Genomic DNA, 19,901 nt, shown 5'->3' with positions numbered 1-19,901 from the left:
GAATATAGGCAATGCTTGCGGCAAGCAGAAGTTGAGAGGCGATGATGACTGACATGACCATAGAAACGCCCGACGAGGCACCCACGCTGTTCGATGCGAGCGAGGGCGGCAAAGCGCGGGCGCGCAAGCTCAGCCCTGAGCGACGAGCCGAGATCTCACGGCGAGCAGCCGAGTCGCGGTGGGACAAGACCATCCCCCGTGCTACCTATACCGGTGCCATCGAGATTGGCGAACGGCGTATCGAATGCGCAGTGCTCCCCGACGGCACGCGGGTCCTCTCCCAGGGGACGGTGATGGCCGCTCTCGACCGCGCAACAAAGAGTGGCGTGCGGCGCAGCGCGGACGTCGCCCGCAGAGCGCCCTTCCTCAGCGCGAACAACCTCGACCCTTTCATCCCGGCGGGTTTGAACGCTGACCTTGAGCCAATCCGCTACCGGCTCGGCGGCCAGCAGTTCATCTCGACCGGATACCGCGCGGAGACGCTCCCGAAGGTGCTCGAGGTGTACCTCTCCGCCCGTCAGGCCGGTGTGCTGCAGGAAAGTCAGCTCGGCGCAGCCCAGGCGGCTGAGGTGCTGATGCGCGCACTGGCCCAGGTCGGCATTACGGCTCTCGTGGATGAGGCGACCGGCTATCAGGAGGTCCGTGCTCGCGACGAGCTCCAGCAGCTGCTCTCGAAGTACGTCAGCGAGACCTTCCGCCGCTGGGTGTCGGTGTTCCCCAATGAGTTCTTCCGCGAGCTCTATCGGCTCTACGGCTGGGACTACAAGGAGGGCAAGACCAAGCACCCGCAGTACATCGGCAAGTTCATCAACGATCACATCTACCGGCAGCTCCCCGAAGGGGTCCACGCCGAGCTCGAGAAGGTCAATCCCCGCGGTGCGTCGGGCCACCGCCCGCGCAAGCATCACCAGCACCTGACCGTCGACACCGGTATCGAGCACCTCGACAAGCAGATCCTCACCGTCGTGACGCTCTTGCAGGTGAGCGACGACCTGGATCAGTTCCGGGCTCTGTTTGATCGCCGCTTCCCGACCCAGGCGCCGCGGCAGGTCCTCCGCGTCACCGAGACCGATGACCACGGGTTCATCACCAACTTCATCGACGACTGGCTGGACGACCAGGCCTGAAACGATGAAGAGCCCCGGATCGCCGCACCCACGAGGGTGAGCGATCCGGGGCTCTCGTCTGTGCAGGGTTCAGCTGCGGACCCACACGAGCTCGTCGCCGACGTAGACCTTCTGCGCCAGGGCGCTGCCGGCGTAGATCTCTTTCACGGCGAACCCGTCGGGGCCGAGGATCGGGCGCCACGCCTCGACACCCTTCTGGGTGACGGCGACGTTGGAGCACTGGATGAAGTCGGCGCCGCGCGCGATCGCGAGATCGTGCCCGGCCTGGGACTGCACGACGTGCGCCCAGATGTAACGCTGCTTCCCGTCGATCGCGGTCTGCGCGTTGCACATCGCGCGCAGGTCGGTCCAGTAGCTGGCCGCTGCCTCGTTCGGCTCGATGTTCAGGCCGGCGAGGTCGACGTAGGGCAGCTTCGGCGGGATCGACGTGGCGAAGTTGGTCGTCGTGTCGTACCAGTACGCCGCGGTGACGTACGGGTTGCTCGGGTTGTGGTCCTTCACCGCCTGGAACCGCGACGCGGTCGCCGCGCCGTCGATCTTCACGATGAACCTCTCCGGGCCGCCGAGGCTGTCGAGGATGTTCAGGAACGCCGTGAGGTACGACGGGGTGCCGCCGGCCTGCTTCGGGTCGACGAGGAACACGAAGTCCTCGGGCAGCGTCTCGACGAGTTGCTGCAGCGTCGCGTATGGCTGGGGGCCGCCGGTCGCGCCGGCGTTCACGTGCAACGCGAGGATCTCCGCCGCCGTGCGGGCGCTGTAGTTCTGCCCGTCGTAGGTCGTCTCCTGCGTCACCCGGTCGAAGGTCTGGTCGTGGGCGCCGATCCACTGCTCGTCGCTCGTCCGCTGGCACGAGATCTCGATGATGCTCGCGCCTGCGTTCGCGGCCATCCGCACCCCGTACTCGGTCATCTCCGGGTACCCATTCGCCGGGCTCGAGCCGCTCGTGCCGAGCCCGCCGTTGCGGTGCGACCAGACCGAATGCCTGGTCTGCAGCATCTTGCGGATGGTTCCGAAGCCCTGCCCCGTGACGGCGGGCAGCGGGTCCGGGTCGGGGGTGTCGTCGACCTGGTTGATCGCGACCGTGAACGCGATGCACGCGCCAGACGCCTGGCTGAGCGCCGTGGCGCTCGAGGACCCGTCGGCCGCCTGCGCCACGAAGTTCACGGTGGCGCCGCCCCCGGAGGGGATGCGGGCGATCGACACGACAGAGTCGGAGACGCTGACCGTGTTGGCCGTCGGCGGCGACCCGCCCGGGTTCTCGTTCGTCGCCGCCGAGTTGGACCGCGCCTGGATCAGCAGCGTGCCGTCGGGGACGACGTGCCGGGTGAGCGAGGTCGACGCGCCCTTGTTCGTCATCGCGACGCCGAACGTGTCGGTGCGGGCGGCGATCGCCGGATAGGTGTCGCTGGTCTGCGTCGCCGTGTTGTACTCCGGGCCGGCTGCCACCGCCGACGACAGGTCCCAGTGCTTGCCGGCGTCGGGAGGGTAGGAGGCGACGATGCCGGCGACGCGCGTCGTCGCCGTCGAGCTCGTCGCCTTCAGGATGAAGTCGGCGGCCGCGTTGAACGCGGCCGCGTCAGCGACCACCCCGAGATAGACGCCGCCGAGGCGGTTGCTCCCGGACCCGTAGCCGGTGTAGCGGGTCAGGTCGAGGATGTCGGACAGCGACCCGCTGCCGAGGAGCGTGGCCAGCCAGGAGGCGAGGATCACCAGGTGGCCGTCCTCCACGAGGGGCCGGTCGAGCGACTGCGGTGACGTCTGCGTGTTGACCGACCCCGTCGTGGCGACGGACTTCGAGTCGTGAAGAGTGGTCATCGGCTCCTCAACTCACGGGATGATGTACGCCGTCGTCGCCGACGGGCTCGACAGCGCGTCGTACGCGGACTGCGTCAGAATGGCCAGCGCCGCGCCGGGCGTCGCCGCGCCCGCCTTCCCGGTCAGCTCGGTCTGAACGAACGCGGTCGTGGCGATGCTCACGTCGTTGTCCCCCGGCGCCGGCGTCGGCGCCGTCGGGTTCCCCGTCAGCGCCGGCGACGCGAGCGACGCCTTGAGCGCGAGCGCGTTGGTGATCGTCGCGGCGAAGTTCGCGTCGTCACCGAGCGCGGCCGCCAGCTCGTCGAGCGTGTCCAGTGCGCCCGGCGCCGAGCTGATCAGCGCAGCGATCGCCGTGGCGACGAACGCGGTGCTGGCCGCCGTTGTGCTTGCGTCGCCCGGCGCGGCCGTCGGCACCCGCGGGTTGCCCGTGAAGACCGGCGACGCGAGCGGCGCCTTGAGCGCGAGCGCGTTGGTGATCGTCGCGGCGAAGTTCGCGTCGTCACCGAGCGCGGCCGCCAGCTCGTCGAGCGTGTCGAGCGCGCCCGGCGCCGAGCTGATCAGCGCGGCGATCGCCGTGGCGACGAACGCGGTGGTGGCGATGCTCGTGTCGTTGTCGCCCGGCGAGGGGGTCGGCGCGGTCGGGTTTCCCGTGAGAGCTGGCGACGCCTTCGGGGCCAGGGCGGCGAGCGCGGCGGCGAGGTCGGTCTGGCTGGACATGGGGCCCGTGATCGAGCCCCAGGCTGCGGGGCCACCCTCACCGCCGCCTCCCCCACCGCCGGCCTCGACGAGGGCGATGAGATCGGCGATCCAGCCCGGGACGCCCCATCCGCCATGGTCGGGCGGGGTCACGTCGACGAGGTCCTTGAAGGCGACGGTGCCGGAGGTCGGCACCTCGCAGTAGCGCGGCGGCGAGGTGAACTCGCCGCCATTGATGATGAACTGGAACTCGTGCGCGAAGCCGTCGGGCAGCGGGTCGACCTGGATCGAGAAGGCGCCGTCGCTTTCGAGCTCGTGGCGCGAGGCGATGGGCAGCATCGTCACACCGCCGGCGGTGGTCACCATCTCGACAGGCCGGACGGTGATGTAGGACTTGTTCGGGCCGATCGTCGACGGGGCGACGCCGCTACCGACCCCGGCGTCGCCCGTGATCGTCGTCATTGCAGCTCAGCCCTCTCCGTCGACCGCGTCGGCACTGCCGGCGCTGGCCTCCTGGTACTCGGCCGGGACGCCCTTCGAGATGATCGAGAGGTAGGAGGCGAGACCCGCGAGCGGCGGGGACGCGAGAGCGACGCCGACGGTGATGCCCGCGACCAGCCAGTTCGGCTCCGCGGCAAATGCGATGATCGCCGCGGCGCTGATGCCACCGGTGGGGATGGTTGCGGCGTAGGCCTGTGCGGTGGTGCGGACGAAGCCGCGCTTGGCGGCGAGCTTCACTCCGGGAGGGATGACGGCGTCGGACATGGGGTTCTCCTTCAGGTGGTGGTGTTGAGCGGCGATCACGGGTGTGCTCGCCAGGGGTGATCCATCGGCATGGTGTCCTCGTCGAGGTCGGCGAGGTCCTCCGGGTTGAGCCGCGGCACGTGGTCACCCGGCCACTGCCGGGACAGTGCGCGGATGATGCGACCCTTGGACGCGTCGCGGCGCTCAGCGTTCTCCATCCGCGCGAGCAGGCCGGGGTCCTTCTCGTCGCCGTAGACGACCTTGGTGAGCGCATCGAGACGCTGCCAGAGCGTCTCGATGCGAGTGGGCTCCCGGAACCGCTTGACGATCAGCGAACCGATCCATCCGAGGATGGCGGTTAGAGCGATGCCGCCGAGCACGAACAGCTCCCCCGTGTAGTCCGCGGCCGCGGGCGTCACTGTGCGCTCCGGGTGAGCGGCCGCCTGACGAGCGAGTAGAACCGGATCGTGGGCAGCACGCACACCACGACCGGGACGAGCGACAGCGGGGCACTGTCCCAGTCCCCGCTGGACCCGGATCGGTAGATGAGCGCGAACGAGTAGGCGACGAACGACAGCACGAATGCGGCGGTCGACCACTTCTCGAACCGGTAGCGACCCGTCACCCACGTGCGCGCGACAGCTGCCGCGGCGAGCGTCGCAAAGGCCACCACGCACAGCGCCCACCCGAGCGCGAACGCCCGCGACCCTACGATGACGAACGTCGGCACCTCGACGATCGCGGCCCAGAAGCCATACGCTGCGAGGCCGACGTACTTGCCGAACAGCGCAAGAGTCAGCGCGCGCCCCGACAGACCGATCTCGCGATCCTGCAGGGGGTGGTGCCCCCCGCTCACTTCAGGTACTTCCGGAGGACGTACCCGGTGAGCACCTTCAGGCCCACGCGGACGCGGACCCTCCAGTACGCGGCCTTCGCCGAGCTGCCGTCGACGGGCACGGCGCGGAGGACGGTGACCTTCTGACCCCGCTTGAGCCGGGCCAGCCGCTTGGAGCCGCCCTTGCCGAGCTTCGCCGGGCGGTCGCGGAGAACGAGCGTCGAGCGTGCGACGGCCTTGGTGCGGAGGACTGCGAGGTTGCCCTGCACCCAGCCGGTGATCTTGCCGGCCTTGATCGGAGTCCACCCGGCGATGGTCTTGCCGGACTTGATCACCGTGCCCGGGTCGAGGGTCGCGATCACCGCGCCGCTGCGCGGAGACGTGCGCACGTTGACGTGGCCGAGGGCGACCTTCTCGTACGCGTACTTCACCGCCGCGCCCGCGGGAGATCCCTGCACGGCGTCGGGGTCCGGACCGGTGGTCACGTTGTGTCCGCCGATCCAGTCGGTCCACCCGAGGAACTCGACCTCGTTGGACGCCCACTTCCGCTCGAGCTCGTCGATCGTCGTCGCGCCGATGCGGCCACGGGTAGGCCAGTCCGTGGAGACGATGCGGTTGCCGCCCAGCGAGAGACAGATGTGCCCGGGCCACGGGTCGACGGTGCCGTCCTCGATCCGCAGCTTGAAGTACACGACCGCGCCGGCGGGCATGTTCCTGTCGCCAACGTGCCGGCGGCTCACCGGGGTGCGGTTCCACGACACCCGCGCGGACGTGTACGCGTTGGGCGCGTCCGACCTCTTGAACGGGAAGATCTGAAACACCTCGTAGAGGCACGCCAGCGGCCGGTTCACCTTCTTCGCGAGCAGCTTCCGCGCGGCGGCCTGGCCGTCGAGCGTCTCAGGCTTGAACACCATCATGTGCCTCCTCGGGCATGGCTGAGGCCCCCAGCTATGCCAGGGGCCTCATATGTGGGTGGTTGAGTCAGACGCCGTCCGGCGTCTCATCCGATCCGATAGGTGCGTCGTTGAGCAGCTGCTCGAGCTGCGCGTTGCGCTCGGCGATCAGGTCGTCACGCTCGGCGAGCTGGCGGGTGAGGTTGCTCACCTGGCCGGCGAGCGCGGCTCGCTCGGCCTGCAGCGTCTCGATCGTGATGTCCTTCGCGATGCCGTCGACGGTCAGCGCGGCGATGTGGCTGCCGAGCCGTTGCACCAGGTCTCCGGCGTTGACGTTGGTCATCTTGTGCTCCTTCAGTGGGTGGTGATGTCGGTGATCAGCTGGCCGCACGGGTTGCACACCACGAGCTCGAGGCAGCGGAGTGTGACGGGGATCTCCGCGTTGCCGCAGTCGGGCGTGTGGCAGACCACCGTCCGGAGAGGGGGCTCGGTCTCTGGGTCGTCCATGGCTATCCGTCCGTGCTGCTCTCGAACATCTGGGTGGCGTGCCAGGCGACCGGCGTGGTCGTCGTGCTCCCGCGGGTGAGGTAGACCGTGGTGCCCGAGGCGCTGGTGCCGGAGTAGCCGACGCCTTTCACACCTGTCGCGGTGCCCGGCACGGTGGTCGCGGCGGTCACCTGCAGGCGCGGCGCCCGGTTGAATCGCCCCACTGGGAACACGATCGACACGCCGGTTGGGGTGTCGGCGGCCGAGGGGGTGATGTCGACGAGGCCCTGCGCTTCGGCGTACGCGGTGTGTGCGCTGTTGATACGGCCGAGGATCTGGATCGATGACGATGCGCCACCGAGGATGATGTCGCCGCCATCGCTGTTCAGGCCCAGGGTCGAGACCGCCCCGTTGTTTCGCGCCATGATCTCGTTCGGATCGATGACGAGGTTGCCCGAGGTGTCGGCACCGATCTGGAACGCGTGGGCGGTACTGCTCGGCTCAGCGTCGTTCGTCGCCGAGAGGCGCAGCCGGGTCGAGTAGATGTCGCCGGCGACGTCGAGCGCCCCGCGCTCCCACCGCTTGCCGACACCGATGCCGCTCGGTCCGATGTCGAGCGTGACTGCGCCGACGCTCACCACGGCCTGCTGCGCCGATGTGGTGAAGCGATCGGTGACCTCGAAGCGGGCATCCCACGCGAGCAGCTCCGAGTAGGTGCTGATCACGAACGTCGCCGACAGGGCGATCCCCGAGTGTGTCGTCAGCGCGGTCGACGTCCAGACGGTCGTGTCCTTCTGCCGGGTGCGCGCCTGCCACTTCAGCGTGTTCCGCTGAGTGCCGTTGACCAGCGAGGAGACCGATGCGGCGACGGTGAACTTCAGCGAGGTGCCGTCGTCGTTGAGCGTCCCGTCCGGCAGACACCGCTGCACCTTGAGGAGGGTGATGCTCGGCGGCGCCCACGGCAGGACGTTGATCGCGACCGTGCGGGTCGCGGTGCGGCCGCGCGAGTCGGTCACCGTGGCGACGACGTTAACCGTCCCCGAGGCGGCGAGCGCGGCTGTCGTGCCGGACTGCCCGGTGAGCGTCTGCCCGGCCACGGTGACCTTGTACGCGGTGATCGTCGACCCGTAGACGCCGGCGGCGCCGCTGATGGCGTAGCTGAGCTTGGTCTGTGCCTGCACGTACGCGCCGATCGCCGAGGCGATCTCCGGCACCGCCTCGGAGACGGTGAGCGTGGATACGGTGGGGACGATCGACGAGCTGGCCCGGATGGTGAACGCGACCGACTTCGTGCCGACCAGGGTCGACCCGCTGTAGGTCTTCGCGGTGATCGTGCCGGACCCGGACACCGAGTCGGGGATGCGGTTGAGCAGCGACAGCGGCACGGTCCAGTCGTAGGAGCTGCCGACACCGGTGGCGATCGTGCCCGACGCGCCCTCGAAGCTGTAGGTGAGCGTGTGGGTGAAGCTGGACGAGGCCCGGGGCAGGTCGATCTCGAGGACAGATCCCGCGTTCACGGCGCCGCCGACGTCGGGCTGGGTAGCACGCGGGATGGTGGGGAGGGTGACCGAACCGGAGGGGGTGCCGGTGCCGAACAGCGGGCCACCCATGGACACCGACGCTGAGAAGGTGACGGTGCGGGTGCCGTCGGCGGAGTGGTTGATCCAGACTTCGTCCTCGTAGATCGTCTTCACCGAGTACTCGGTGAAGTCGTACGTGTACGTGCCGGACTCGTTGCCGCCGCCGGACAGCGACCAAGGGTAGCCGGTGTTGCTCCAGAGACCGGATCCTTCGTCCTTCCGGTTGCGGACCGTTCGCCGCACCAGCGACCGGTTGTTGGTGACCTCCTGCTTGACGAGCGTGATGACGAGCTCCGCGTCGTACTGGGAGTTGATCGCGTCCTTGAACGTGGCCACTACGAGACCGCCGTCACGTCGTGCAGCCGCACCTCGAACGGCAACGGCATCTCACGAGTGGCTGCCAGTAGTCCGAGCTCGGCGGCCTGCTCCTCCGACTCGGCGTCGACGAGCACGCCCATCCCTTCGTCGAAGGTGGGACCGACCGCCACCCGCACCTTGTAGCGCGTCATGTCTGCACCACTCTCACGATCGTGCGGTTGCCGGAGACCTCGAACTGCAGGTTTCCGATGACCGCGGTGTCGGATGTCAGCCGGGGCACGTCCATGCCCTGCGGCCCCCAGGTCGTCGCCTCGACCCCGTTGACGCTGAACGAGGCACCGTCGTTGCGGAACTCGAACGTGGTCGGGTCGCCCTCGCGGCCGATGACCGCGCCGTCCGGGCCGAAGCGGTAGTACTGGCCGGCTTCCTCGAGCTCGTCGACGCGGCCGGCGAGGATGAGAAACCCCTCGTTCGCCTCGAGCTGGATCTGCTCACCGACGTTCGGGGCGAGCATGTCGACCTCGATGACGCCGGCTTTGAGGATGCCGGTGGTCAGCTCAGCGATGATCGCGGTGTTGGCGAAGAAGTCGGGGATCGACTCGAGGTCGTCCGGCGTGAGCCCGATCACCGTGATGCTCGCCACCGTCGACGGGTTCGAGGTTCGGCCGGACGTGTCCCGCCAGAACAGGCGCACATACAGTTCGGTGCCGACCGCACCGCGCACGATCGCCACCTGCCCGTCGGTCGTCACGGGCGCGCCGGCGCGCGTCCACGCGCCGTCGGATGCGGGCGCAACCTCCGCGTACAGCTGCCAGAACGACGGGCCGACAGGCCCGGTCTCCAGCTGCCCGTCCCAGGAGATGATCACACCCAACGGCGTGGTCACCAGGATCGGCATCGTCGGAGCGGTGACGTCCTGCACGGGGCTCGCGGGTGTGACGGTGACCGGATCGGACAGCACCGACCAGGCGCCGTTGTACGCCCGCACCTGGACCGTGCGGAGATCGCCGGACCACTCCACCTCGGCGAACGTCTCAGAGCGCTCCAGGAGGGGCGCGGGGGACGCGTCGCCGACACCCACCCACACCTCGTAGGTGGTGACGGCCGTGTCGGCGCCGTGCACCGTCGTCGTCACCGGGTCCCACTCGAGGCGGATCTGCGCGTACGGTTCGCCGTTCGCGCGCACCATGCCTACGTTCGACACGACGGTGAGGCCGGTCGGCGCCGACGGTTCGGCCTTCGGCTTCACGACACCGGGCGGGATCGGCTGCCCGGAGCCGCCGGTCATTGAGATCGATCCGAAGGAGATCTGCGCCGCTCGAGCAGCGATCTTCGAGACGAGGCTGAGGAACCGCTCGCCGAAGGTCAGTCGCACCGTCACGCTGGAGTCGGACTTCGAGATCTGCACACCGACGAGTCGGTAGGCGCCGCCGGCCACGGTGAACAGGTCACCGAGCTGGAAGTCGATGAGCGGCCGGGCGGGCAGCATCGACATCGCGTCGTATGTCACGGTGAACTCGCGCCGCACCTGCGAGGCGGCGTCGATGATCGGCTGCGCCATCCGCAGCGCCACCGCGGCAGTGGTCGCGCCGGAGACGGTGACGACCGCCTCGCGCGGGCCGGCGCCGAGCTCGGGGCGGGTGACGATCTGGGTCGGCACATCGGTGTCGGTGACGACGTAGAACTTTGAGGCGGTGTCAGCGGTCGACTCGTTCGGCTCGATGCTCTTCGCGCCGGGCCCGATCGGGATCGTCTGAGTGCGGTCCTGCCCGCTGCCGGGGCGCACCAGGTGCAGCTCCGTTCCCTTCGAGTACCACTGGCAGTAGGCGCCGGCGGCGAGCGCGGAGAGGATCTGACCGCCGGACTGCCAGAGGCGGGCGGTCTGGTCGCTCTTGTCCGCGCTCGACCAGGCGTTGCCGTTGGAGTCGTGGGTGGGGGTGAACGTGGAGTGCCCGACGCCGGTGCCCGGGATGCGGGTGAGGAAGTCGTCGATGACCGCGCCGGCGGATGCGCCCAGCCAGGTGATCGTGTCGTCGGTGACGCCTTCGCTGATGTAGTGCCGGCCCATCCGGTCGGCGACCCATTGCACGCCGGTGTAGGAGCGCATGCCCGCGGGGTCCTTCTTGTCCCCCGTGCGACCGTGGAACACGAACAGGTCGTTGCGGGGCTTCTCCCACTGCTCCTCGCCGAGCAGCTCGACGGCCGCGTAGAACGGGGTCGGCAGGTCGCCGGCGATGACCTCCGACACCTGCAGCGTCAGTACCGCCGCGTCGTTCTCCACGGGGGTGAACGAGAGGATCGCCGGGATGACTTCGGCCGGTGTCGTCGGGGTCGAGTAGCGGCGCACCTGGATGTCGAAGTCATGCAAGGTGCGCTCCCCTCCCCCTGATCTCCAGCTGCGTCGACGCGCCTCGCGTCGCGGTGGTCACGGTGACGCGGCCGCGCTTGGGCTCGAGCGGGCCGACCTTGCTCGGGTAGATGCCGAACCGGCCACCCGGCCCGATCGACTGGATGCCACCGCTGGCCGCGGTGCCACCGATCCACGTGTCCGTGCTGGTGATGAATGCCTTGCCGGTGTCGAGGTGGAACCGGAGGTAGTGCCCCGCCGTGGCGAGGTCGCCCATCCGCAGCGATGCGCGGCCAGAGGAGATCACCAGGTTGGTGAACGGTCCACGAGCTCGGACCACCGCGTCGGAGACGAGGCCGCGCATCTGCCACAGGTCGAGCTCATGCGAGGCGCCGGTGATCGGCTGGGTGAAGGTCTGCTCGTCGACGTCGCGCCAGAACACCCCGGGGATGCGCAGCGTCGCCGTGACCTGCACGATCTCGTCGCGTCGCCCCTGCCCGACCGGGCTGCTCGAGAGGTACTCGATCGCCGCGGCGATCGAGTCGTTGTCGGTGCGGCCGAGCACCTCCCCCTCCATGAACAGCGAGAGGAGGGTCTCGTACTTGGACCGCGGCGCCTGCACCGCGAACGTGGGAGTCGGCGGGAGGAGCGAGGCCAGGTTGTCGTCGACGTTCGCGACAACACCGGGGCGCCCCGGCACACGCAGCGACGTCCGCTCGACCGAGTAGTCGGTGAGCGGCCGGGACGGGGCGAGGAGCTTCCACCCCATCCCGGGGTTGTGCAGCGCGATCCCGTCGACGCTATACATCCGAGCCTCCCATCGCCGCGCCCGCCACGATCTGCGCCGCCTCCCACGCCCGCTGCTCGGGATCGTCCGCGACAGGATGGTTCTGGACCACCGTCACGTTGATCACCTTCTGTGCGGGCCGCGTCGACGACGCGGCGGCAGCGGCGAGCGCATGCGATCCGCCTGTTGTGGTGACCGGTCCCCCGGTGGCGTAGGCGGGGATGCTGGTGAGCTGGCCGGCCAGCGCGGCGCGGCGGAGCGCCTCGACGCGGGAGTGCCCACCGGCACCCTGCACCTCGGCCGCGGTCCACATGTGCTCCTCGTTCGAGCCCCACAGGAGCACGGCATCGTCGGTCGGACCGCCGGGGCCGGAGATCCGTCCGCCGCCCGCCTTCTTGGGGGCGGCCTTGAGGCCCGAGGTGATCGTCCGGATGATGCGGTCGACCTCGCGAGACAGCGCCGCGCGGATGTCGTCGGCGTTCTTCTTGGCGTCGCGGACCTGCTTCTCCGCGGTCGAGATGAGCTTGGCGTAGGTCTGCTTCGTCTCCGGATCGATCTGCATCATCGCGACCTGGTCGCCCGCCTTGTCGGCGTACTTGTTGCTCGTCTTGTAGGACGAGTTGATCGACTCGACCTCAGCCTTCGTCGCCTTCAGCAGCGCGTCGACGACCGGCTCCCCTTCCTCGACGCCCAGCCCTGCGAGCTCGGCGATCAGTGCCGGGTCGAACCTCTTCTTGGCGAGCTGCTCGAGCTTGCCCGCGAACCGCTTGATCGCGGACGCCTTGGTCTTCGCGTCCTTCGCGATGCTCGCCGCGGTGAGCGACGTCTTGGAGCTGGTGACCGTGGTCACCGAGCTGCCGTCGATCTGCCGGGTCTGCGTCGTCGGCTTCGAGCCGAGCGAGCCCCAGGCGGAGACGTCGAATGCCCGGCGGAGCACGCTCGAGATCCCCGACGCGAACGACTCGACAGTGTCGCGGAAACCAGCCAGCCGCTCACGCGCCTTGTCGAGCTTCTTCTCGGCGGCCTCACCCGCCTTCTCGAGCCGCTGCAGCTGCCGCTCGGAGCGGACTGCCTCGTTGCGGAGGCGTCCCTGGGCGCGCTTGCTGGAGACCTCGATGACCTGGAAGAGCTCGTCGACGAGGGAGAGTGCGTTGCCGTTCATCCCGGCCTCGCGGTTCTCACCGCGGCGCTGCGACCGCGTCCAGTCCAGCAGCATGCGGCTGACCGCGCCGCCGGAGGCGAACCCAGGGATCTGCCCACGGAGTACTCGCTGCAGTTGGCCGGATCGGATCGCCGAGCGGAGGGCATAGATCTGGCCCTGTCCACCGGCCTTCACGACCTCTTCGGCCGTGAGCACGTGCTCGCCATTGGAGAGCATCGCGGGGATCTCGTCGTCCTTCGGCCCGCCCGGACCGGTGACCTCTCCGCCGCCTGCTCGGTAGCGGATGTTGGTGCCGGCAACCTGGTAGGTGTTGCCGCCCTCCGCGTCCACGGTCACGGTGATCCGTCGTCCGCTGTTGCGGTTGATGAACGTGTCGACCTCGGCCTGCGCGGCCGCGGTGTTCGAGTCGAACGTGAGCTCGCCGTTGGCGCCCTTCTTGACGGTGTTGATGAGCTTGCGGGCTTCGCCCTCGGTCTTGCCCATCTGCACCATCTGGTCGACGAGCGCGTCCTCGCCGTCCTTGTACCGCTGGGCAAGAGTCGCCTGGTCCTCGCCGGTCGCGGCCGCGGCGTCGCCCTGCTCCTTGAGCGCCTCGAGCGCGTCACGCACCTGCGACTTCATCGAGGCCGATCCGTCACCGACCTGGCTGATCGAGTCGGCGAGGCGCAGCGAGGCGTCGTTCAGGTAGCCGAGCGCGATCTGCTCGTCGGCGAAGCCGTTGAACTGCCCGCGCATTTCCTCGAGTCCTGCGACGGCATCCGCGGTGTTCTCGTCGAACCCGCGCATGCTGGCGGCCAGATCGTCGAGCTCCTTGGGCCGGCCCTCCATGCCGTTGAACACGTCGATGACGCCGGCGATACCGGACACCACCTCGGCGAGCGGACCCGAGACGAATGAGCCGAACGCCTCGGTGGAGCCGATCGCGAAGTCGATGGCACCGTTGAGCATGTCGCTGAAGAACTGCAGCAGCGGGCCACGGTTGGCCGAGACCCAGTCGGCGAAGTCGCCGAGCGGCTCGGAGAACGCGGTCGCGAGGGCGCCCTGGATGCCGTCGACGGCGACCTCGATGTTGCGCTTGGCGCGCTCGACCTTGGATGCGTCGTTCCCCGTGAGGGTGTCGAACATCTCCTGCGCGGCGCCCTTGACGCCATCGAGCTCGTCGACGGCTGTCGACAGGTCCATCGCGAAGAGCGCCTCGCCCAGGTCCTCCGCCTGGGTGCCGAACAGGGCCACGGCGGCCGCGTTCCGCTTCACCGGGTCCTCGGTGCGGCGGAGCTCGTCGAGGACCTCAGCGAGCCCGTCACGGGCCGCCTTGCCCCCCTTGGCGATCTTCGCGGTCATCTGCTCAGCGTTGAAACCGAGCAGCTGGAATCCCGCCGCGGATGCGTCCGTGCCGTCGGTCGCCCGGATCTGGAACTCCTTGAGCGCGTCCGCAGCGAGGTCGCTGTTCCGGGCGCCCGCCTCGAGGCCCTGGTTGAGCAGGCCCAGAGCCTCCTCACCAGACAGGCCGAGTCGAGCGAACAGCGCCGGGTACTCGGTGAAAGTGTCGAGGAGATCCTCGGCCCGGTTCACACCGTTGCGTGCGCCGGCGGCGAAGATGTCGAAGGCCTCCTTGGAGTTCTTCGCGATGCCGGTGCGGAGCATGGTGGCGACTGCGGCCGCGACCGGGCGGACGTCCTCACCGAGCACGTCCGCGATGCCGGCGAGTCCCTCGATCACGGACTGCGCGTCCCGGTTCGCGGTCTCCTCGTCGATGATGTTGAACTGCAGCGCCAGCCGGGCAGTGTCCATGTTCTGCTCGACGGACTCACCGAAGGTGTTCGCGTACGCCTCGCCCGCCATGGAGCCGAGACGCTGTGCCGCGACCTCGCTGATGCCGGTGAGCGCCTGCAGGCGGTCGCGCCCGGCCTCTTGCTGGAGGCCCTCGTCGAAGGCGTTCAGCAGGGCCTTGGCGGCCGCTGCGCCGAGAGCGACGACAGCGCCGGCGATCGGGATGGCGGCGAGCGCGGCGACGATCTCGGCGCCGAACTGCTCGCCGGCGTCCGCACCGGAGTCGCCGGCGGCATCGGCCGCGTCCGCCATGGCGTTCTCGGCCGGGGCGGTGTCGGCGTCGACCTCCATGACGGCACGGGCGGAGCGGAGGCCCTTGAGCTGGCGCTCGACCTTCTGCATGTTGGCTTCGGCGCGGGCGATGTCGGCGTTGACGTCGAGCTCGGTCTCCACGGAGCGGAGGTAGTCGAGCCGCTCCTTGACGCGGATGAACGCCTTCTCGGTGCGTTCGATGTTGGCGTCGACGGTGGCGACGGTGCGCTGGGAGACGATGCGCTTGGCCTGCTGCTCGACGCGGTCCATCGAGGCGAGGGCGCCCTTGGCGTCCGCGTCGACCTTCTGCTTGATCGGCTTGGACTCGATGCGCTGCCCGACCTGCTTGACGTAGGACTCGCCCTTGGCGATGCCGTCGACGTTCGCGGTGAAGAGCGTCTCGAGCTCGGCTACGCGCAGGGGCATCGTTCACCTCCGGATGGTGAGGGCGGCTCGCAACCGGGAGTCGGTGTGCAGCAGCGAAAGGATGTAGTCCCGCACGGGCGGCCACGGCCGGCGGAGTGTCTCGGGTGCGTGGATGTCGATCTGGAAATGTTGCGCGAGGTCGATCGCGACCGCGTCCCAGTTGGTGACGATCCCGTAGACGGTCGCGTCGACGCGGACCTCGTTGCCGTCCGCGTCTGGCTTGGGGCTGGCGGTGGCGCCAGCCGCCTCGAGCGCAGCCGCGGGCGGCCTGTAGTCGGCGAAGATCGGCAGCCCGTTCTCGTCGACGTCGATGGGCTCCCCTACGCCGTACTGGACCCACTCTTCCGGCGTGAGGAGCGCCGCGCTTTTGGGGCCGGGGTGTCCTCCCCCGCGGCGGCCTCAGCGGCGATCTCCGGGCCCCACATGAGCGCGGCGATGATGTCGGCGTACTCCTGGCCACGCGCCCAGTAGAAGACCGCGTAGTAGGCCATCCGGTCGATGCTGACCTGCGGCACCTTGTCGGCCACCATCTGGCGGTGCACCTCGTCGGTGAGGGCGAAGTGCTCCCCCTTGGACACGCGGCTGAGGATCTCCGTCACATCCTCGGGGACGTCGCCCCGGACCAGGCCTAGTCTGATCTCTCCGAGGACCGCGGCCGCGAGGATCTTCTGCGCCCGCTCGGTGTCGGGCGGCGGGACGGTGTACGTCTTGCCGCGCAGCTGCAGCTCGAGGTCGGGCTTGACCCAGTTGTCGAATGCGATGGCGCCCATGGTGCTCCTTCTACGACACAAGGGCGGAGGTCACCGGTGTTGGTGACCTCCGCCCTTGTGGTTCGTGGTTGTGTCAGGCTCCGCGCGTGTACGGGAGCGCCGTGGATGCGCCGGCCGGCGACGTGACGACGATCTGCGCCGATCCGGCCGACCCGGCGGGGAGGGACGCGATGATCGTCGACCCGCTGACGACGACGTAGTCGTCGGCGTTGGAGGCTCCGAACTTCACGCCGCCGGCGCCGGTCACGCCGACGAAGCCGGCGCCGATGATGGTCACCAGCTCGCCCTCGGCCGCGCCCTCGGGGCTCGCCGACGTCAGCTTCGGTGCGGTGACATCCCAGCCCGCGAACGGGTTGGCGATCACCTCGTAGGAGCCGACGCCCGTCAGCGTCCAGTTCCACACCTCGGTCTCGCCGCCGGGCCCGGTGTTGGACCGGGAGTAGGCGACCGTGACGTAGCCGCGGCCCGCGTCGGTCGGGTTGGGGGTGCCCGTTTCCGGCTTGTGGTACCAGCGCACCTCGACCTGCGCGGCCTCACCCTTGGCGGTCGGGAGCGTCCGCTGCCGCAGCGCCTCGATCTCGGGCAGATACTCGCCCGTGGTGGCCGACCGGTTGATGTTGGTCGAGACGGCGATCGCGAACGCCCAGCCGCCGACATCGGCGTTGGGGGCGCCCTTGTCGTCGTAGGTCTGCGCGTCGAATGTCTGCGGGGTCGGCGTCATGCCGAACCCGAACATCCGGCGGAGGGGCGCCCAGACCGGGGCGTCGTGCGTGCCCAGGTTGACGTCCATGCCGTACTCGAAGCTCTTGCCGAGCGTGGTGCCGGCGGGGAGCGTGACTTCGTTGACCATGTGAGATCTCCTCAGATCGTGTCGTTGTCGAACGTGATGATGTAGTTGTCCGTCCGCTCCTCGCGGGCGTCGTTGTCGGCACCCATCGGGGCCATGGACAGGTGGGTGATCCCACTGATCCCTCCCACGCGGGAGAGTCCTTCGAGCACCGCGGTCGCGGGCAGCTCGAGCTCGTCGGCGCCTCTGCGGACTCCCTTGCGGCCGCGGAGGCGCAGCTGCACGCGGCGGCCGCGGACGCCGCTTACGCGGGTGTCAGCGACGCCGTACACCCGCACCCCGACCGCCTGGTCGGGAGCGGTGCCGATCGCGCCGTAGAAGACGCCCACCGGGCTCGTCTTGACTGCCGGGTACTGCCACCCGGGGATGCTGCCGAGCGCCTGGCAGAGCAGCTCTGTGAGCTCGTGGTCGCTCATCATGCGAGACGCCTGCGCATCTCGCTGGCCATCTTGCCCTCGACGTCGTACTCGAGCGCGGCGTTTTCGAGGAACTTCGGCTCGCCGCCGTCCTCGTGCCGCCAGTCGAGGTTCTCGTGGTTGAGCTTGGAGACGAGCGAGGTGAAGCCGACCTGCACGGTGAGGTCGTCGCTCGCGACGAAGCCAGACTTGTCGGATGCGCCGGAGTCGGTGGGCGACTTCTCGCGGGCGCTCTTGAGCACGTCGCGGCCGACCGCCTTGAGCGACTCTTGGGCGGCCTTTTCGACGGTGCTGAGGATCGCGTTGTGGATCTTCACGCGTGGGCCTCCTACTCGAGCGAGAGACGAAGGAAGGAGTCGAGCCCGGAGCCCGTGTTGTCGCTTCGGCCGACGGCGATCACGCGCGCCTCCCGCTGCGAAGTCGTGCCGGACCACACGGTGACCAGCGACCCGATGGGGACGGCAGCGTCGAGCGCGACCTTCACCTCGGTGGACGAGACGACCTCGCGGCCATTCGCGTCGCGGACGAGCTTCTGCTCGTCCTTCACCTCGGCGCGCAGCTCACGCGGGTCTGCCCAGCTTTCGCCGCGGCCACCGTCCTCCACGAGGTCACGGACCGATACCCGATGCGGGTAGAAGAACGCCGGCCACTTCACGTGTAGCGACCTTCCGGCCAGAGGTTCGCGATCGCGCTGCGCTCCGGGAAGCTGCCCAGCGGCGTGCCCGGCGCGGCGGCCTGCGTGCACAGCGAACGCAGCGAAGTGATGGCGTCTGCGTCGAAGGCGGACTCGATGTCGGCGAACGTGATCGAGGTGCCGTCCCGACTGAGCGACTTCGCCCGGCGGGCGCCAGGGTCGGGCAGCTCTGCGATGACGCCCTTGAGGATCGCCACCGCGTCCTTGTACGGCTCGGTGTTCGCGATGAAGTTGTCGATGCAGGGGGCGATGGAGCGCGCGCGGACGAGTACTCGGCGTGCGAGGTCCTCGTCGGTGCTGATCGCCGTGGTCGGGATCATGTCCATCGCCCCCTGTCGGGTTGTGCGCCCGCGCTTACGCGGCGGGCGTCTGGTTGCCGTCGTCGTTGCCGGTGGGCTCGTCGACGGTGAACCTCTCGATGAGGCCGAGCGTGCTGAGACGCTTGATCTCGTCGTTGGTGACCGACTCCGGGAGCACGGCACCCTGGCGGAGGTAGACCTCCCCGCCCTGGGCGCCGGGCACCTTGGCGACGATCATGGTGGCCTTGACGCGGTGCCGCGTCTTCGAGCCGGCCATCAGGCGAACGCCCCGGTGATGGTCACGCCGGCCGTGGCGTCGGTGACGACGGGCACGGTGACGCGGCGCGAGCGCAGGAGGTAACCGTCGGTCTCCTCCTGGCGGATCGACTTGACCTCGACGCCCGGGAGCGCGTTGGTGTAGCCGGGGCCGCCGAGGTCCTCGTCGGCCATGCCGCCGAGCTCGTCGGTATCGACGAGCATGGGCGCCGTGGTCGGCACGAACGGCGAGCGCAGCCAGGTGAGGTCGAGCACCTCGGGCCACCGTCCCGTGATGAGCGGGTTGGCGGCCTCGCGCGGCAGGAGGCCGGCGTCGAGGAACAGCGACATGACGGTCGCGTACTGCGTGGGCTTGAGGACGATGGTGTCGAGCACGTGGCCCTCGCCGGACTCCTCGGCCGCGGCCTTCGCGGCCTCCACGGATGCGACGATCGCCTTGGCGGTCGTCCAGCTCGCCGTCGCGGCGCTGGTCTGGGTGACCTTCGACGCGATCACTCCGAGCGCGGCGGAGTCGACGAACTTGACCATGCGGTTGACGAGCTGCCGGGTCGCGCGGTCGACGACGTCGATGCCGCGGCGCTTGATCGACTCATCGGTGATCGGCACGTCGCGGCCCCACTTGTCGACCTTCGCCGCGGCGAGGTCACCGGCGGTGACCTGCGAGCGCGGGTACTCGCCGCCCGGGGCGATCGCCTCGGGGTTGTCGGGCGCGAAGATCGGCTCGCCGTTCTCGTAGAGCACGGTGCCGCCGACGGCGCGGAAGCGGCCCTTGAGCAGCGCGTCGGAGATGAACCGCTGCGCTGCGAGGGTGCGGATGCGTCGGCCGATGAGCGACTGGGAGCGGAGGATCTGGTGGATCTGTTCCGCGCTCAGCTGCGCCGTGTTGTCGATCGACGGGACCGGGTAGGTCAGGGAGTTTCCCATGGGTTCGTTCTCCTTATCGGTCCAGTGCGATCTGGACGAGGGCATCCGCGGCGCCGGCCGCGGTGATGGCGAGGCCGATGCCGGCCTCGCCGGCGCCGACCGTGACGACCTTGCCGGCGGCGGCGGGCTTCACCCGGGCGCCGGCGACGATCGCCGCGGAGGCGACGAGCTCCTGGACGCCGCCGCGCAGCACCAGGACGTCCTCGCCCGACTTGGTGTCCTGCGCGGCCGCGCCGAACACCTTGACGCTGTCGGCCGCGGCATGCGCGACCGCGCGGGCGCCCGTGATCTCCACGAGGCGCTTGCCGGTCACGTCGGCGCTGGCGGTGCAGGTGACCGAGGCGCCGGGCTTGAAGAGGTGGATGTGGTCGGCCATG

Annotated in this window: 23 protein-coding genes; 1 reads left to right on the top strand and 22 read right to left on the bottom strand. The window is 69.3% G+C overall.

The annotated features are described in order from the left end of the window. The first annotated feature begins 53 nt into the window (after positions 1-53). Entirely contained in the window at positions 54-1,127 is a 1,074-nt protein-coding gene (locus tag ACSQ18_RS05010; RefSeq protein ID WP_436036067.1) for a P63C domain-containing protein, read from the top strand. A 69-nt stretch (positions 1,128-1,196) separates the two neighbouring features. Here the strand turns inward: ACSQ18_RS05010 and ACSQ18_RS05005 are convergent, their stop codons facing one another. The 22 genes from ACSQ18_RS05005 to ACSQ18_RS04900 form a co-directional block, all read right to left on the bottom strand. Next, positions 1,197-2,942 (bottom strand): glycerophosphodiester phosphodiesterase, encoded by a 1,746-nt coding sequence (locus ACSQ18_RS05005; protein ID WP_436036066.1) that lies wholly within the window; start codon positions 2,940-2,942, stop codon positions 1,197-1,199. A 12-nt stretch (positions 2,943-2,954) separates the two neighbouring features. Further along, a complete protein-coding gene (locus tag ACSQ18_RS05000) occupies positions 2,955-4,100 on the bottom strand; it encodes a phage upper tail fiber protein (RefSeq protein WP_436036065.1) in 1,146 nt (381 codons plus the stop codon). A 6-nt stretch (positions 4,101-4,106) separates the two neighbouring features. Continuing rightward, positions 4,107-4,403, bottom strand: coding sequence for a hypothetical protein (locus ACSQ18_RS04995; RefSeq protein WP_436036064.1), 297 nt, complete (start codon positions 4,401-4,403; stop codon positions 4,107-4,109). A 35-nt stretch (positions 4,404-4,438) separates the two neighbouring features. Then, on the bottom strand, positions 4,439-4,801 hold the full coding sequence (locus ACSQ18_RS04990; protein WP_436036063.1) for a hypothetical protein: 363 nt from the start codon (positions 4,799-4,801) through the stop codon (positions 4,439-4,441). Further along, entirely contained in the window at positions 4,798-5,238 is a 441-nt protein-coding gene (locus ACSQ18_RS04985; RefSeq protein ID WP_436036062.1) for a hypothetical protein, read from the bottom strand. The genes ACSQ18_RS04990 and ACSQ18_RS04985 overlap by 4 nt, the downstream gene beginning before the upstream one ends. Further along, a complete protein-coding gene (locus ACSQ18_RS04980) occupies positions 5,235-6,134 on the bottom strand; it encodes a hypothetical protein (protein ID WP_436036061.1) in 900 nt (299 codons plus the stop codon). Before ACSQ18_RS04980 ends, ACSQ18_RS04985 begins: the two co-directional genes overlap by 4 nt. A 64-nt stretch (positions 6,135-6,198) precedes the next feature. After that, the gene (locus ACSQ18_RS04975; protein WP_436036059.1) at positions 6,199-6,453 is read right to left on the bottom strand and encodes a hypothetical protein; all 255 of its coding nucleotides are present in this window, start codon (positions 6,451-6,453) and stop codon (positions 6,199-6,201) included. An 11-nt stretch (positions 6,454-6,464) separates the two neighbouring features. Next, positions 6,465-6,617: a hypothetical protein gene (locus tag ACSQ18_RS04970; RefSeq protein ID WP_436036058.1), complete on the bottom strand. Its 153-nt coding sequence runs from the start codon at positions 6,615-6,617 to the stop codon at positions 6,465-6,467. A 2-nt stretch (positions 6,618-6,619) separates the two neighbouring features. Then, a complete protein-coding gene (locus tag ACSQ18_RS04965; protein WP_436036057.1) occupies positions 6,620-8,512 on the bottom strand; it encodes a DUF859 family phage minor structural protein in 1,893 nt (630 codons plus the stop codon). After that, positions 8,512-8,685, bottom strand: coding sequence for a hypothetical protein (locus tag ACSQ18_RS04960; RefSeq protein WP_436036056.1), 174 nt, complete (start codon positions 8,683-8,685; stop codon positions 8,512-8,514). Before ACSQ18_RS04960 ends, ACSQ18_RS04965 begins: the two co-directional genes overlap by 1 nt. Then, positions 8,682-10,862 carry a hypothetical protein gene (locus tag ACSQ18_RS04955; RefSeq protein ID WP_436036055.1) on the bottom strand — a complete coding sequence of 727 codons (2,181 nt, stop codon included), beginning with the start codon at positions 10,860-10,862 and terminating at the stop codon, positions 8,682-8,684. Before ACSQ18_RS04955 ends, ACSQ18_RS04960 begins: the two co-directional genes overlap by 4 nt. Beyond that, complete coding sequence (locus ACSQ18_RS04950) at positions 10,855-11,649, bottom strand: hypothetical protein (RefSeq protein WP_436036054.1); 795 nt, start codon at positions 11,647-11,649, stop codon at positions 10,855-10,857. The genes ACSQ18_RS04955 and ACSQ18_RS04950 overlap by 8 nt, the downstream gene beginning before the upstream one ends. Further along, positions 11,642-15,298, bottom strand: a complete 3,657-nt coding sequence (locus tag ACSQ18_RS04945) for a phage tail tape measure protein (RefSeq protein ID WP_436036053.1) — start codon at positions 15,296-15,298, stop codon at positions 11,642-11,644. The genes ACSQ18_RS04950 and ACSQ18_RS04945 overlap by 8 nt, the downstream gene beginning before the upstream one ends. Before the next feature lie 320 nt (positions 15,299-15,618). Beyond that, complete coding sequence (locus tag ACSQ18_RS04940; RefSeq protein WP_436036052.1) at positions 15,619-16,068, bottom strand: DUF7426 family protein; 450 nt, start codon at positions 16,066-16,068, stop codon at positions 15,619-15,621. Positions 16,069-16,141: 73 nt separating this feature from the next. Beyond that, positions 16,142-16,918, bottom strand: coding sequence for an IPT/TIG domain-containing protein (locus tag ACSQ18_RS04935; RefSeq protein WP_436036051.1), 777 nt, complete (start codon positions 16,916-16,918; stop codon positions 16,142-16,144). Between the two features lie 11 nt (positions 16,919-16,929). After that, positions 16,930-17,334 carry a phage tail terminator protein gene (locus tag ACSQ18_RS04930; RefSeq protein ID WP_436036050.1) on the bottom strand — a complete coding sequence of 135 codons (405 nt, stop codon included), beginning with the start codon at positions 17,332-17,334 and terminating at the stop codon, positions 16,930-16,932. Continuing rightward, on the bottom strand, positions 17,331-17,648 hold the full coding sequence (locus tag ACSQ18_RS04925) for a hypothetical protein (RefSeq protein WP_436036049.1): 318 nt from the start codon (positions 17,646-17,648) through the stop codon (positions 17,331-17,333). Before ACSQ18_RS04925 ends, ACSQ18_RS04930 begins: the two co-directional genes overlap by 4 nt. An 11-nt stretch (positions 17,649-17,659) precedes the next feature. Next, on the bottom strand, positions 17,660-17,986 hold the full coding sequence (locus ACSQ18_RS04920; RefSeq protein ID WP_436036048.1) for a hypothetical protein: 327 nt from the start codon (positions 17,984-17,986) through the stop codon (positions 17,660-17,662). Beyond that, the gene (locus ACSQ18_RS04915; RefSeq protein ID WP_436036046.1) at positions 17,983-18,345 is read right to left on the bottom strand and encodes a hypothetical protein; all 363 of its coding nucleotides are present in this window, start codon (positions 18,343-18,345) and stop codon (positions 17,983-17,985) included. Before ACSQ18_RS04915 ends, ACSQ18_RS04920 begins: the two co-directional genes overlap by 4 nt. Positions 18,346-18,379: 34 nt before the next feature. Further along, a complete protein-coding gene (locus ACSQ18_RS04910) occupies positions 18,380-18,601 on the bottom strand; it encodes a hypothetical protein (protein ID WP_436036045.1) in 222 nt (73 codons plus the stop codon). Beyond that, the gene (locus ACSQ18_RS04905; RefSeq protein WP_436036044.1) at positions 18,601-19,524 is read right to left on the bottom strand and encodes a phage major capsid protein; all 924 of its coding nucleotides are present in this window, start codon (positions 19,522-19,524) and stop codon (positions 18,601-18,603) included. The genes ACSQ18_RS04910 and ACSQ18_RS04905 overlap by 1 nt, the downstream gene beginning before the upstream one ends. A gap of 13 nt (positions 19,525-19,537) precedes the next feature. Further along, positions 19,538-19,900 carry a capsid cement protein gene (locus tag ACSQ18_RS04900; protein ID WP_436036043.1) on the bottom strand — a complete coding sequence of 121 codons (363 nt, stop codon included), beginning with the start codon at positions 19,898-19,900 and terminating at the stop codon, positions 19,538-19,540. Between the last annotated feature and the right edge of the window lies 1 nt (position 19,901).

Origin of the sequence: Microbacterium sp. LjRoot45 (assembly GCF_964253325.1) — a bacterium.
Classification (GTDB): domain Bacteria; phylum Actinomycetota; class Actinomycetes; order Actinomycetales; family Microbacteriaceae; genus Microbacterium.
This window is presented reverse-complemented; position numbering and strand designations above follow the sequence as displayed.

Coding starts and splice junctions, on each gene's coding strand:
- ACSQ18_RS05010 (WP_436036067.1), top strand. CDS start 54: ATGACCATAGAAACGCCCGACGAGGCACCCACGCTGTTCGATGCGAGC.
- ACSQ18_RS05005 (WP_436036066.1), bottom strand. CDS start 2,942: ATGACCACTCTTCACGACTCGAAGTCCGTCGCCACGACGGGGTCGGTC.
- ACSQ18_RS05000 (WP_436036065.1), bottom strand. CDS start 4,100: ATGACGACGATCACGGGCGACGCCGGGGTCGGTAGCGGCGTCGCCCCG.
- ACSQ18_RS04995 (WP_436036064.1), bottom strand. CDS start 4,403: ATGTCCGACGCCGTCATCCCTCCCGGAGTGAAGCTCGCCGCCAAGCGC.
- ACSQ18_RS04980 (WP_436036061.1), bottom strand. CDS start 6,134: ATGATGGTGTTCAAGCCTGAGACGCTCGACGGCCAGGCCGCCGCGCGG.
- ACSQ18_RS04975 (WP_436036059.1), bottom strand. CDS start 6,453: ATGACCAACGTCAACGCCGGAGACCTGGTGCAACGGCTCGGCAGCCAC.
- ACSQ18_RS04970 (WP_436036058.1), bottom strand. CDS start 6,617: ATGGACGACCCAGAGACCGAGCCCCCTCTCCGGACGGTGGTCTGCCAC.
- ACSQ18_RS04960 (WP_436036056.1), bottom strand. CDS start 8,685: ATGACGCGCTACAAGGTGCGGGTGGCGGTCGGTCCCACCTTCGACGAA.
- ACSQ18_RS04950 (WP_436036054.1), bottom strand. CDS start 11,649: ATGTATAGCGTCGACGGGATCGCGCTGCACAACCCCGGGATGGGGTGG.
- ACSQ18_RS04945 (WP_436036053.1), bottom strand. CDS start 15,298: ATGCCCCTGCGCGTAGCCGAGCTCGAGACGCTCTTCACCGCGAACGTC.
- ACSQ18_RS04940 (WP_436036052.1), bottom strand. CDS start 16,068: ATGGGCGCCATCGCATTCGACAACTGGGTCAAGCCCGACCTCGAGCTG.
- ACSQ18_RS04935 (WP_436036051.1), bottom strand. CDS start 16,918: ATGGTCAACGAAGTCACGCTCCCCGCCGGCACCACGCTCGGCAAGAGC.
- ACSQ18_RS04930 (WP_436036050.1), bottom strand. CDS start 17,334: ATGATGAGCGACCACGAGCTCACAGAGCTGCTCTGCCAGGCGCTCGGC.
- ACSQ18_RS04915 (WP_436036046.1), bottom strand. CDS start 18,345: ATGATCCCGACCACGGCGATCAGCACCGACGAGGACCTCGCACGCCGA.
- ACSQ18_RS04910 (WP_436036045.1), bottom strand. CDS start 18,601: ATGGCCGGCTCGAAGACGCGGCACCGCGTCAAGGCCACCATGATCGTC.
- ACSQ18_RS04905 (WP_436036044.1), bottom strand. CDS start 19,524: ATGGGAAACTCCCTGACCTACCCGGTCCCGTCGATCGACAACACGGCG.
- ACSQ18_RS04900 (WP_436036043.1), bottom strand. CDS start 19,900: ATGGCCGACCACATCCACCTCTTCAAGCCCGGCGCCTCGGTCACCTGC.